Source organism: Aerococcus viridans, from assembly GCF_002083135.2.
Classification (GTDB): Bacteria; Bacillota; Bacilli; order Lactobacillales; family Aerococcaceae; genus Aerococcus; species Aerococcus viridans_C.
The window spans coordinates 39,891-53,489 of sequence record NZ_NBTM02000001.1; the positions used below are offsets into that span (position 1 = coordinate 39,891).

Here is a 13,599-nt window from a genome sequence, read left to right on the forward strand (position 1 = left end):
CCCAGTCTTTCCCATTGTATTTAATACACTGCTACTATTGTCAATACTTAAGCGATTTTTTCGCCTTCTAAGTCAAATAAATCTGGTTCAATATCATCATTAATCACTGATTCAGTAATGATCACCTTAGAAACATCTTCACGTGAAGGTATTTCAAACATGATTTCTAACATCGCTTCTTCAATAATTGAGCGTAACCCACGAGCCCCCGTCTTACGGTCTAAAGCTTTTTGTGCAATGGCATCTAAAGCTTCATCTGTAAAGGTTAGTTCTACATTATCCATCTTCAATAATTGTTGATATTGTTTCACTAAGGCATTTTTTGGTTGTGTTAGAATATGTACTAAATCATCTTTAGTTAACTTGTTCAAATTAGCCATAATTGGTAAACGGCCAATAAATTCAGGTATTAACCCGAATGTTTGTAAGTCTTGTGGAATGGCTTGCTGCATAATCGCATCATTGTCGTTCAAGATGTGGTTGTTTGAAGAATTACCAAAACCAATAACTTTTTCACCAAGACGTTCTTTAATAATTGGTTCGATACCATCGAAGGCACCACCTACGATAAAGAGAATATTTGTTGTATCCACTTGAATTAATTCTTGATGTGGATGTTTACGACCACCTTGTGGTGGAATATTCGCTTCAGTTCCCTCTAAAATTTTCAGTAAGGCTTGTTGTACACCTTCACCAGAAACATCACGGGTAATTGATACGTTTTCTGATTTACGGGCAATCTTATCGATTTCATCTACATAGATAATCCCTTTTTGGGCACGCTCTACGTCAAAATCTGCTGATTGCATTAATTTAACTAAAATATTTTCAACATCTTCCCCAACATACCCGGCTTCGGTTAGTGTCGTTGCATCTGCAATCGCAAATGGCACATCCAAAATACGTGCTAAAGTTTGGGCTAAGTATGTTTTACCTGAACCAGTTGGGCCCATTAACAGAATGTTACTCTTTTGTAGAGATACCCCATCATCTGTTATTTCATTATTAGAAGAAATACGTTTATAGTGGTTATATACTGCTACTGATAAAGTTTTTTTAGCTTGATCTTGACCAATAACATAATCATCTAAGATGGAACGAATTTCAGTTGGTTTTGGTGGTTCAACCATTGTATAAGATTCTTGTCGTTCTTGATTAACTTCTTCATCAATGATTTCTTGACATAGTGCTACACATTCATTACAAATATACACGCCAGGTCCAGCGATGATTTTGTCTACCTCATCTTGTGATTTGCCACAAAAAGAACAGTGAATCGTTGTTTGTTCATCATCATTATACATGCTATCCGTTCTCCTTTCCCTTTTACATCACCTTATTGTGCCAAATTCTTGACTTCAAGTCAATTTAAAAGTCTTCATTCTAAAGCTTTCTATACTTTTATCATATAATGGATGTATTGATTAGAATTGTAACCGATTTATTGTTCGGAAATACTATTAAAATTAACTAGTATTTTACTTGGCAATATTTTATAATGATTAGCGGTGCAAAAATATGAATAAGAAAAGGAGATAACTATGAGTATTATTCGCGGAATCATCGGTCTAATTGTCATCGGACTTATTGCTTTATTAATTAGTAAAGACCGTAAGAACGCCCGTATTAAGCAAGTAGGGATTTTATTAGTAATTATGTTTGTCTTAGCCTTCATCGGTTTAAGAACAAGCTTTGGGATTGCCATTTTGGAGGGTGTATCAGGATTATTTAACTGGTTAATCTTACAAGCAAATGGTGGTACTGAATTTGTCTTTGGGGAAGGCGCTACAAGCTACGGGATTTTCTTCCTAAATGTTTTAATGCCAATTGTTTTTATTTCTGGATTAATTGGTATCCTTCAATACATTAACGTTTTACCTTTTATCGCTAAATATATCGGTAAAATCCTTAATAAAATTACTGGTATGGGAGAAAATGAGTCATACATTGCTATCATCATGGCTATGCTTGGTCAATCGAATGGTCTAATTACACTTAAACGTTATATTGATAAATTTTCACCTGAACAAATTTTTACATTTGTGTTAATGGGGCTATCTTGTGTATCTGCTACAACGATTGCTTCTTATATGCAAATGGTTGACGGTAAATTTGTAGTGGTTGCTATTCTATTGAATGTTTTCGCCGCGTTTATTATCGTCTCACTGATGACCCCCTATAACCCTCAAACACATCAAGTAGATTTTAATCCTATTGAAGAAGCTAAAGAAAACGAAGGTATTGATGATGAGAACTTCTTCTCTGTGTTAAGTGACTATATTTCTAGTGGTTTCCAAATTGCCTTAGCAATTGCTGGTTCTCTAATTGGTTTTACAGCTTTAATTACATTCCTTAATTCATTAGCTACATTGGTATTTGGTATTGATTTCTTTACTATTTTAGGCTACGTTTTTTCTCCACTTGCATATATTATGGGTATTCCAAGCGCGGATATCGTAAGTGCTGGTTCAATCATGGCTTCTAAATTATTAACCAATGAATTTGTGGCCTTAGGTGAGGTTCAAGCGGTTGCAGGACAAGTTACAGAGAAAACAATGGCTATGATGTCAACATACGTTATCTCATTCTCAAACATCGCAACTGTTGGTATGATTATTGCTTCTGTCAAAATCATGTCTGCTAAACAAGCAAAAGTTGTGGCAAACAACACATGGCGCTTAATCGTTGGTTCTGTTTTAGTTTCAATGATTTCTGCAACAATCGTTGGTTTCTTCTTCTAATATTGAAGCCGTCATACCAAGGATAATTAAATAATCTTCCATAAGGCATTGTCTTTCTTCTACCAATTTGAAGGACAATGCCTTATACTTTGTTTAGGATAAGATGTTGAAATATCCAACTATATAGGGGGGTTATATATGAAATTAATTTTAGATTTTGATACTGGTATTGATGACGCAATGGCTATTGCCCTAGCTCTAGGTGAAGAGGATGCTGAAGTCATTGGGATTACATCTGTCTTCGGTAACGCTGAAGTAGATAAGTGTGTACATAATGCCTCTGCCGTATTAAAATTATTAAATCGCGAAGACATACCTGTTTTCCGCGGTGCTTCTCACAAAATTGGTGCAAGCGAAGATTACATCCAAGAGGAAGCTTCTGGTATCTTCCACGGTTTAAACGGTTTAGGTAACATCGACTTACCAGCTGGTAACAATATTTCTGACCAAGACGCTATTGACTTCATTATCGAATCTGCCAACAAATACGGCGAAGAATTGGTTTTAGTGACAACTGGTCCTTTAACAAATGCAGCATTAGCAATTCAAAAAGACTTACCTGCAATGCAAAAAATCAAAGGGATTGTTTCTATGGGTGGTGCATTAACAGTTCCAGGTAATGTGAGTCCATTTGCAGAAGCAAACTTCTGGAAAGACTCTGAAGCAAATAACATTGTCTTTGATTCTGGCCTACCAATTAAAGTCATCGGTTTAGATGTTACTTTACGTACCTTAATCACAGACACTGATATCGCGCCTTGGTTAGAAATGTCTGAAGCTGCACAAGTATTCCATAAGATTGTGACTTACTACTTCAAGGCATATGCGAATTCATACGCAGACCTAACAGGTTGTGCTTTACACGATCCATTAGCCGTCTCTGTTGCCCTTAATAGTGACTGGGTTACTGGTGAAACCTTCCGCATTAAGAGCCTGTACGGTGAACAAGAAGGTCGCTTAGTTCAAGATCAAGCCGCTTTAAACAGCAAGGAAGAACCCAATGTATTTGTTGCTTTGGGCGTTGACGCTGAAGGATACAATAAACACTTCTTAGAAACCGTTGCAAAAGCATTCTGATCAACCAAAATAAATGCAAAAACCGAGCCTAGGCTCGGTTTTTTTGTATCCATTTTGCCGTTTATAAATGAAAGAAAAAAGCCAAGGAGTCACCTCCTTGGCTTTACGTTTGAATACTATAATAAAGCTTACGCTTCTTCAACAGTGTCAGTGATTAATGCCATTGCTTTTTTCAATGCAATATCATTTTTCAACATATCTTCTGTTACAACATTTTTAACTTCTTCAACTGTCATGCCGTAAGTTTCAGCTAATGTAGCGATTTCTTTTTCTACATCTTCAACTTCAGCAGTGATGTTTTCATCTTCAACGATTTGCTCAAGAATCAAGTTAGTTTTCACGCGAGTGTCAGCATCTTGTTCGAATTGAGTATGCAAGTCTGCTTCAGTTGTACCTGTTAATTGGAAGTACATTTCTTTAGAGATACCTGAACGTTGCATTTCGTTTAAGTAGTGATCCATTTGACGGTGAACTTCCTCATGTACCATCTCGTGTGGTAAGTCAGTAATTTCAGCGTTTTCTACTGCTAAACGCAAAGCTTCTTCTTCACGAGCTTCTTTAGCTGCCGCTTCTTTTTGTTCAGTTAATTCTTTACGGTATTTTTCTTTTAATTCGTCTAAAGTTTCAACTTCTTCATCAACGTCTTTAGCAAATTCGTCATCTAATTCTGGTACTTCTTTAGTTTTCACTTCGTGTACTTTAACTTTGAATGTAGCATCTTTACCAGCTAATTCATCTGCATGGTACTCTTCAGGGAAAGTAAGGTTAACTTCTACTTCGTCGCCTTCTTTAACACCAACTAATTGGTCTTCAAAACCAGGGATGAATGAATCAGAACCTAATTCTAATGAATGGTTTTCACCTTTACCACCTGCAAATGCTTCACCATCTTGGAAACCTTCGTAGTCAATAACCACAGTGTCACCAGTTTCAGCAGCGCCTTCTTTTAAAGCTAATTCACTTAAGTTAGCTTGTGCTGCAGATAAACGGTCGTTGATTTCTTCTTCAGTTACTTCAACTTCTTGCTTAGCAACAGTTAGGTTTTTGTATTGACCTAATTTGACTTCTGGTTTTGTTGCAACATATGCAATTAATTCCCAGTCAGCATTTGGTTCAGCAGATTTGATATCAAAACGAGGTTGAGTAACAATTTCTAAACCTGATTCTTCAACAGCTTTTGTATAAGCTTCTGGTAAAACGATGTTTACAGCATCTTCAATTAAAGATTGCTCCCCAAACATTTTTACAAACATTTGATAGTTTACTTTCCCTTTACGGAAACCTGGGATAGATACATCTTTTTTAATACGGTTAAAAGCTTGTTTCTTAGCTTGCGCTGCATCTTCTTTTGCTACGGTAAAATGTAAAATACCTTCGTTTGTTGATGTTTGTTCATAATTTACTGACATTTAAATTCCCCTAACTCTAGTTATATTTACTAATCGATTACGTATTTATGCATAATCTTAACATCATAAAATACTACACTAAAACTGGCGAATTGTCTAGTTAATGAGCCAAAATGCCATTAATGTTATACTATAAGAGAGGATAATTCTTGTTTTTATATTAAAATCCGTGTTAAAACTATGGTATTAGTCCTAAATAGGATAAAATAGGGTAAATACGGTTTCATTTTTTTGAGCCATATTCTGAAGGAGGTCATCATGAGGTATCCCAACGGTAAAGTCTACCAATCTAAGACGAATCGTTCACTATCCGCTTCTTCTAAAGAGAAAGCTAACTTTGCCAAGCGTGGTATGAAGCTGGAGGAAATGATTAATCAAGCCAACCAGTGGTATTTATTGCGTGACAAAGCTATTATTCACAAAAAGCCAACACCAATCCAAGTTGTTTCAGTCGACTATCCGAAAAGAAGTCGCGCTGTGATAACTGAAGCCTACTATCGTACAGCTTCCACAACAGATTATAACGGTATCTATAAAGGGCACTATCTAGATTTTGAGGCTAAACAAACCAATCTTAAAACCAAGTTCCCGCTTCATAATATTCATCAACATCAAATAGATCACATGACAAATTGTGCCAAACATGGTGGGATTTGTTTTGTCCTTTTTCTATTTAAAGAACGTGATGAAGCCTATGTATACCCTATTGCAGCTTTATTAGAAGATTGGACAAGTTTTTTAGCTAACGATATTACTGCAATTCCTTTGAAAAAAATACAGACAAAAGGATTTTCAGTATATATGGGCTATCAACCTCAAATTGACTATTTAGCAGCTGTGGATAAAATGATAGAAGTGAATGTTTAAAATTAAATAAACTTACTAGGAGTGATAAACATGAGTCAAGATCAAAACTCAAGACGACGAAGTCAAAACAATAAAAAATCGCCTAAGAAAAATCAACGTAAGCGTGGCTCGTCAAACCGTTCTGGCATGGCCCTCTGGAAAAAGATTCTACTTGCTATTGTTGGCGCCGGTGTAGTAGTTGGGGTAGCCCTTTCAATCATTGCCTATTCCTGGATTTCTGATAGTCCTACAATCACCGAAGAAGATTTGTACGGTACCATCGCATCTAGTGTATATGACAATGAAGGAAACGTTGTATATGAAACTAGTCAAAACGATCGAATAATCGTTGACGAAAGTGATATTTCGCAAACAACCTTTGACGCCGTTACCTCGATTGAGGACCAACGCTTTATGGAACATAACGGTTTTGACCCGATTCGTATTGCAGGGTCTTTCTTAGCCAACCTAAAAGCTGGTGGCATTGCCCAAGGTGGTTCAACCCTAACCCAACAATTAGTGAAGCTAACTTCGTTTTCAACAAATGAGGAAGACCAAACTTATAAACGTAAAGTCCAAGAAATTTGGCTAGCGATTCAATTAGAACAAGACTACTCAAAACAAGAGATCTTTGAGTTTTATATTAATAAAGTCTACATGGCCAACGGTGTCTACGGTATGGGGACTGCTGCTGAAGTTTACTATGGTAAATCTTTAAGTGAGCTGTCAATAGCCCAAACTGCCCTATTAGCTGGTATGCCACAAGCACCTAACGCTTACGATCCATATTCAGATCCTGAAGCTGCTGAAGAAAGAAGAAACTTAGTACTTGCAGAGATGTTGGATAATGAAAAAATTACTCAAGAGGAATACGACGAGGCAATAGCCACACCAATTGACGATGGTTTACAAGATATTGACACTGAGTCAACTAAACAATCTGAAACGGCAATTATGCTAGATTCTTATATTCAAGAAGTAGCTGCTGAAGTGGAAGAAGCTGGGTATGATATGTATTCAGATGGATTACAAATCTATACGCATTTAGATATGGATGCCATGACTGAAATCTACCATACAATCGAGGATGAAGATGGTTATTACTTCACAAATGACAACATGCAAGCTGCAGCATCATTAGTGGATACTGAAACAGGTAATATCCTAGCCCTATACGGTGGACGTAACCAAGAAGGTCAATTGTCTTATAACCGAGCAACTCAATTAGAGCGAAGCGTTGGCTCATCTATAAAACCATTTGCTGATTATGCGACGGCTATAGAGTATCTAAACTATTCAACTGAATCATCCATTGAGGATGAGGAACATGAGTTCTCAAATGGCGATGAAATTAATAACTGGGATAACTTGTATCAAGGGACCATTACTCTTCGCCAAGCCTTAATCGGGTCACGTAATATCCCAGCCTTAAAACTGTTGCAAGAAGTAGGAACTGAACAAGTAGATGAATTCCTACAAGGTATGGGGATTGTGTTAAATGATGGGAATGGTGTTTACGAATCAAACGCTATTGGTGGTGAAATTACACCATTACAATTGAGTGCCTCCTTTGCTACTCTAGGTAATTACGGTGAATATAACCAACCTCGTGCGGTTGATTACTTCACAACGATTGATGGTGAAGAAGTCACTATTGATTCAACAAGTAACCAAGCAATGGATGAGTCAACTGCATATATGGTAACCGATATGCTTAAAGATAACTTCACGGATACCGCATACGGATTATCTACTAACTATCATACAGCTGGTCTAGCTGAAGCAGGTAAGTCTGGTACAACAAACTATACTGAAGATCAAGCTGCTGAACTCGGCGTTGATTCAAGTGCGGTACCTGATACTTGGATGTCAGGTTATACGACTGATTACGCCCTATCCATTTGGACTGGTTATGATAATCCATTCTCTACCGATGAAGTTGGCTATATTGATGGGTCGGATAGATATATTGTAAGTTATCTATACCAAGCAATTATGGGATACCTATCCACCACTTCAGAAAATGCGGATTGGGTACAGCCTGATTCAGTACATGAAGTGAAATTAGTCAAAGATGCAATACCAGATGAATTCCCAACTAATGCAACACCATCATCACAAGTATTAACTGGTTTAGCTAATGATAATCTTTATAAGGATTATCAAAATTGGTTAGCTTCTGGAAATGCGATTGTTCAATCATCTTCATCTTCAAGTCCTGTATCATCAAGCAGTTCTAGTTCTAGTTCAATTTCTTCATCGTCAAGCTCAAGTTCTTCATCATCATTTGAAGAATCAAGTGAAGAATCAAGTTCTTCTGACATTGAATCATCTGAATCAAGTGAGAGTGAAAGTTCAGAAGTGGAGACACCTTCAAGTGAAGTTGAATCTTCAACCTCTGAATCCACAACTGAAGAACAACCAAGTGCTTCCTCATCAGTATCAAGTCCAACAAGTTCTGATGATGCGATAGACGAAGATGAAGCGGCCTAATTGACCATGATAACTAAATAGACTATAGGGGGTGTGGCAATTAGGTCACACCCCCTATTTATTGTGCTTTGTAAATGAAATCATTATAATAGAAGTAATCAAACAAAAAGAGGGGAAATTATGTTTGCATTAGACTACTATAACACCGTCACTATTCCATCAGCTTCACCAGACCGCCCTTATATTCCAGTGTACGCTTGGCAAAACGCCGATCATCCAAAAGCCATTATCCATATTGTCCATGGGATGTCAGAATTTGGTGGTCGCTATAAAAAAGTAGCTGAGTCATTCGTGGACCAAAACTTTTTAGTCATCGCCCATGATCATATTGGCCATGGAGGTCTAGCTAAAGAACACAACCGTTTAGGCTACTTTGGCACAACGGATGCTGATCAAGTCATGGTTGAAGACTTACATCGAGTTGTTCAAGCAACTAAAAAACATTATCCCGACTTACCCTATTATGTGTTAGGTCATTCAATGGGGGCATACATCACCCGTTTATACCTTGGTCAATATAGTGAGGAAATAGACGGCGTATTATTAAGTGGGACGAATACTCATAGCCCTATATACGCAACAGGTGCAGCCTTAGCGCCTATTTTAAACACCTTGCATCCAGATGCCTACAATTACTATATCCATCAAAAACTATTCGGTACGGGTATAATGGATGACCCTGCTGTTGCCAATGCTTTTCCAGAATATTGGTATCCGCCTAAAAATGGTGAAGAAAGGGATTGGCCGTTAGTTGGCTTTGTTTTCACTAATAACGGTTTTGCAGAGTTAGTAAAAATTGCCCATAAGGCAACTTTACCTAGCTGGACTCGAAACATCCGGAAGGACTTACCGATTGCCATTATTGCTGGTCGAAACGATCCACTGATTAATGGTGGTAAAGAAACCCACAAACTGGCTAAAGAATTCACCCGTTCTGGTTTTGATGATGTCACAATCATGATGTTTGAAAATCGCGGGCATGAATGTTTAATGTACGGCAATACTAGACCTGTTTACCAAATGATCAATAATTGGTTTAAGAAACAACTAAAAACCATTCATGATTAAGTATTTACAAAAAACATGCAAAAATCGCGCCTGTCATCTTCGACAAGCGCGATTTTTTATGTAGGCATATTTTACTTTAAGTCCATTTTTCGTAGTCTTCGTCTGACATGGCTTCAACTTGCCCTAGTAAGTAACCGTTACCTACTTGTGAGAAGAAGTCGTGGTTTGAAGTACCGGTAGAAATACCGTTCATAACGATAGGGTCTACATCATCAGCAGTATCTGGGAATAATGGGTCAAATCCTAAGTTTTGCAATGCTTTGTTGGCATTGTAACGTAGGAAGATTTTCACATCTTCAGTCCAGCCTAAGTCATCATAGATGTACTCGCTGTATTTCGCTTCGTTTTCATATAATTCAAACAATAAGCTGAAAGCCCAGTTTTGCATGTCTTCTTGCTCTTCTTTTGATAATTGGTTGAAGGCGATTTGGAATTTATAACCAATGTAAGTACCGTGGACACTTTCATCACGTAAAATCAATTTAATAATTTCAGCGACGTTTGGCAATTTACCGTTACCTAAGTACCAAAGTGGTGCATAGAATCCTGAGTAAAATAAAAATGATTCTAGGAATACCGAAGCCACTTTTCTTTGTAAGTCAGTACCGTTTTGGTAAATGCCGTTAATACGGTTCGCTTTGTATTGGATAAATTCATTTTCCCGTGTCCAGGCAAAGATTTTATCAATTTCTTTAGGTGTGTTTAAAGTTGAGAAAATAGATGAATACGATTTAGCATGTACACTTTCCATGAATTGGATGTTATTGTAAACCGCTTCTTCATGTTGGGTACGGATAGATGCTTTAAGTGATTCCATACCATCTTCAGATTGCAAAGTATCTAGTAGTGTTAAACCACCAAATACTTTTCCAATCATGTCTTGTTCTCTAGATGATAATGTACGCCATGTATCTAAATCATTTGATAATGGAATACGTGTATCTAACCAGAATTGTTCTGTTAACTTTTCCCAAGTCAACTTGTCAATCATATCCTCAATATCATTCCAGTTAATAGCAATATAAGGATTTTCATTAAAATTCGTCATGTGTGTTCCTTCCTTATTCTAAGTGCAATCGATTAAACAGTACAGCTTTCACAGTAGTTTGCGCCAACTTCTTCGTTGTTATCTGTGAATGTACGTACGTAGTAAATAGATTTGATGCCACGTTTCCATGCGTAACGACGCAAGATGTTTAAATCACGTGTCGTCATTTTGCTTGTACGCCCTTCTTTCCAAGGGTATAAACCTGCAGGAATATCTGAACGCATGAATAAGGTTAAACTCATACCTTGATCAATATGTTGTTGAGCAGCTGCATAAATATCGATAATACGACGGTTGTCGATATCGTAAGCAGATTGGTAATAAGGTAGAGTCTTATTGCTTAAGAATGGTGCTGGATAGTAAGTCTTACCAGTTTTCTTTTCTTGACGCTCTTCAATCAATTGGATGATTGGGTGTAAACTTGAGCTTGTTTCATTTACGTAAGAAATTGAACCAGTAGGCGCAACTGCTAAACGGTTTTGGTGGTATAAACCATGCTCTTGAACGGCAGCGCGTAAGGCTTTCCAGTCTTCTTGAGTTGGGATGTGAATACCTTCAAATTGTGCTGCAACTCTTTCAAATTCAAACGTTGTTTCTTCATTGATGTATTTGTCAAAATATTCACCCGTCGCATATGTTGAGTTTTCGAAGTTTTCGAAAGTGACACCACGTTCTTTAGCGATTCTATTAGATGCTACTAAAGTATAGTAGTTTAATAGTAAGAAGTATTTATCTGTAAATTCAATGGATTCTGGTGAACCATAGTGCATTTCATTTAAGGCAAAATAAGTATGTAGTCCCATTGCCCCTAAACCGATAGTATGAGCTAAATCATTACCTTTTTTAATTGAAGGTACTACGTCAATAGCTGATGCATCTGTTACATATGTTAAACCACGAACCATTGTATCAACTGATTTACCAAAGTCTGGTGAATGCATTAAGTTATTGATATTTGTTGAACCCAAGTTACATGAAATATCTGTACCCAATTCTTCAAATGTTTGGTCGTTGTTGATAATTGAAGGACGTTGTACTTGTAAAATTTCTGAACACAAGTTACTCATAACAATTGTCCCATCAATTGGGTTTTGGTCATTTACAGTATCGATATTGATGATGTAAGGATAACCAGATTCTTGTTGTAATTTAGAGATATCGTCTTCTAAATCACGAGCGCGGATCTTAGACTTCTTGATTTCTGGGTTGTTTACCAATTTATCATACTCTTCTGTAATGTTGACATAGGCGTAAGGTTTACCATAAATACGTTCAACATCGTAAGGACTGAATAAGTACATCATTTCGTCTTTTTCTGCTAATTCGTAGAATTTATCAGGTACAACTAGACCTAGTGATAAAGTCTTCACACGGATTTTTTCATCAGCGTTTTCTTTTTTCGCAGATAAGAATGATACAACATCTGGATGGAAGACACTAAGGTATACGGCACCTGCACCATTACGTTGACCTAATTGGTTTGAGTAAGAGAATGAATCTTCTAGTAACTTCATCACTGGGATGATACCTGAAGAGGCATTTTCAATTTTCTTAATCGGATCTCCGGCAGCACGAATATTAGTCAAGTTCACACCAACCCCACCACCTAAACGAGATAGTTGTAGTGCTGAGTTGATTGTACGACCAATCGAGTTCATGTCATCAGTTGCTTGGATTAAGAAACATGAAACCAATTCACCACGACGTTTACGACCTGCATTTAGGAAGGTAGGTGTCGCCGGTTGGTATCGTTGGTTGATCATTTCATCCCGTAAATCGCTCGCTACTTGCTCATCACCATTTGCTAGATATAAAGCTGTAAATACAATACGGTCTTCGTAACGCTCTAAATAACGTTTACCGTCGTTTGTTTTAAGTGCGTATTGCGTATAGAACTTGTAGGCACTCATAAACGATTTGAAACGGAATTTGAAGTCATACGTTTCTTGCATTAAACGTTTCACAAAGTCACGGTTGTATAGGTTCAAAAAGCCTTCTTCTAAGTAGTCATGCTCAACTAAGTAGTCGATTTTTTCATCTAGAGTATAGAAGAATACGGTATTTGGGTTAACGTGCTCTAAAAAGTAAGCCCGTACCGCTTCTTTATCTTTCTCGATTTGAATTTTTCCGTCTAGTGGACGGTTAACCTCGTTATTCAGCTTGAAATATGTAATTTCTTTTTCTTGTACTACTGCTTTAGGTTGGTCCAATTTCATTCACCTTTTCTTTCATAATTGTTACATCGTTCATATTTCCCTGGAATTCAAAAGTTAACAGCAAAGGTACATTATACGCTTCTGCTAGATCTTTTGCAGTAAAACAATAGAGTTCATTGAAATTTAAATTCCCTGAACCGCAAACGCCTTTTAAATACGTTAGATTATTGCCAGTTTCAATAAAATCATTTAGTATTTCTGTTACTTCAATATCATAAGTTGGAGCAATCACGATATAGGGTTCGTTAATTTCTTGAAAAGCATTATCCATTGTAATTCTCAGGCTATCCATTTCAAGTTTATTTACAAACTTTTGTGTCTGTCCGGTTAGAGACATGTACACAATTTTCACATCACATTCCTCCCATTCAAAAAAAACGACACCACTACATGTAGTGGTGTATTTCTGTTACATATAACTATATATGGTTCATTCTGTAATTTCAACTATTTAAGACGAGTATTGTTTCCAGAAAAATAAACAAATCCAGCTAGCCTAAAGTTATTATAAAATACAATCATCAGTCTAAGCCATCAATTAAGGCAATTCATCTGAAGTTTAAATAATCATTTGAGCCTTTTTTGCCCACAAATAAATCTTTTGCTTGAAAACTTTTTTCTGAATTATGAGATGATTTATACAAAAAATGTTTTAAGTCTATTTTTTTCATCTATTATTTAAATCAACTGTCGTAAATCCA

10 protein-coding genes are annotated in these 13,599 nt (G+C 36.8%); 5 read left to right on the forward strand and 5 right to left on the reverse strand.

Annotated features, from left to right (window positions below):
• Window positions 1-47 precede the first annotated feature (47 nt).
• Window positions 48-1,304 (reverse strand): ATP-dependent Clp protease ATP-binding subunit ClpX, encoded by a 1,257-nt coding sequence (clpX, locus tag A6J77_RS00155; protein ID WP_083067539.1) that lies wholly within the window; start codon window positions 1,302-1,304, stop codon window positions 48-50.
• 237 nt (window positions 1,305-1,541) lie between these two features.
• On the opposite strand from clpX, the gene A6J77_RS00160 reads away from it, so the two are divergent.
• Window positions 1,542-2,741 (forward strand): NupC/NupG family nucleoside CNT transporter, encoded by a 1,200-nt coding sequence (locus A6J77_RS00160; protein ID WP_083067540.1) that lies wholly within the window; start codon window positions 1,542-1,544, stop codon window positions 2,739-2,741.
• 138 nt (window positions 2,742-2,879) lie between these two features.
• Complete coding sequence (locus A6J77_RS00165; RefSeq protein ID WP_083067541.1) at window positions 2,880-3,818, forward strand: nucleoside hydrolase; 939 nt, start codon at window positions 2,880-2,882, stop codon at window positions 3,816-3,818.
• A 128-nt stretch (window positions 3,819-3,946) separates the two neighbouring features.
• On the opposite strand, the gene tig is transcribed toward A6J77_RS00165, so the two are convergent.
• Window positions 3,947-5,227: a trigger factor gene (gene tig / locus A6J77_RS00170; protein WP_083067542.1), complete on the reverse strand. Its 1,281-nt coding sequence runs from the start codon at window positions 5,225-5,227 to the stop codon at window positions 3,947-3,949.
• A gap of 258 nt (window positions 5,228-5,485) precedes the next feature.
• On the opposite strand from tig, the gene recU reads away from it, so the two are divergent.
• The 3 genes from recU to A6J77_RS00185 all read left to right on the forward strand — a co-directional run bounded on the left by recU (window position 5,486) and on the right by A6J77_RS00185 (window position 9,634).
• A complete protein-coding gene (gene recU, locus A6J77_RS00175; RefSeq protein WP_083067543.1) occupies window positions 5,486-6,094 on the forward strand; it encodes a Holliday junction resolvase RecU in 609 nt (202 codons plus the stop codon).
• Between the two features lie 30 nt (window positions 6,095-6,124).
• The gene (locus tag A6J77_RS00180) at window positions 6,125-8,566 is read left to right on the forward strand and encodes a transglycosylase domain-containing protein (protein ID WP_083067544.1); all 2,442 of its coding nucleotides are present in this window, start codon (window positions 6,125-6,127) and stop codon (window positions 8,564-8,566) included.
• A gap of 120 nt (window positions 8,567-8,686) precedes the next feature.
• Window positions 8,687-9,634 (forward strand): alpha/beta fold hydrolase, encoded by a 948-nt coding sequence (locus A6J77_RS00185; protein ID WP_083067545.1) that lies wholly within the window; start codon window positions 8,687-8,689, stop codon window positions 9,632-9,634.
• Window positions 9,635-9,710: 76 nt separating this feature from the next.
• Here the strand turns inward: A6J77_RS00185 and nrdF are convergent, their stop codons facing one another.
• From nrdF to nrdI, 3 genes are read right to left on the reverse strand one after another with little or no spacing between them, the layout of a single operon-like run.
• The gene (gene nrdF, locus A6J77_RS00190; RefSeq protein WP_016897514.1) at window positions 9,711-10,682 is read right to left on the reverse strand and encodes a class 1b ribonucleoside-diphosphate reductase subunit beta; all 972 of its coding nucleotides are present in this window, start codon (window positions 10,680-10,682) and stop codon (window positions 9,711-9,713) included.
• A gap of 32 nt (window positions 10,683-10,714) precedes the next feature.
• A complete protein-coding gene (gene nrdE, locus A6J77_RS00195; RefSeq protein WP_083067546.1) occupies window positions 10,715-12,898 on the reverse strand; it encodes a class 1b ribonucleoside-diphosphate reductase subunit alpha in 2,184 nt (727 codons plus the stop codon).
• Window positions 12,879-13,250 carry a class Ib ribonucleoside-diphosphate reductase assembly flavoprotein NrdI gene (gene nrdI / locus A6J77_RS00200; RefSeq protein ID WP_083067547.1) on the reverse strand — a complete coding sequence of 124 codons (372 nt, stop codon included), beginning with the start codon at window positions 13,248-13,250 and terminating at the stop codon, window positions 12,879-12,881. The genes nrdE and nrdI overlap by 20 nt, the downstream gene beginning before the upstream one ends.
• Window positions 13,251-13,599 lie beyond the last annotated feature (349 nt).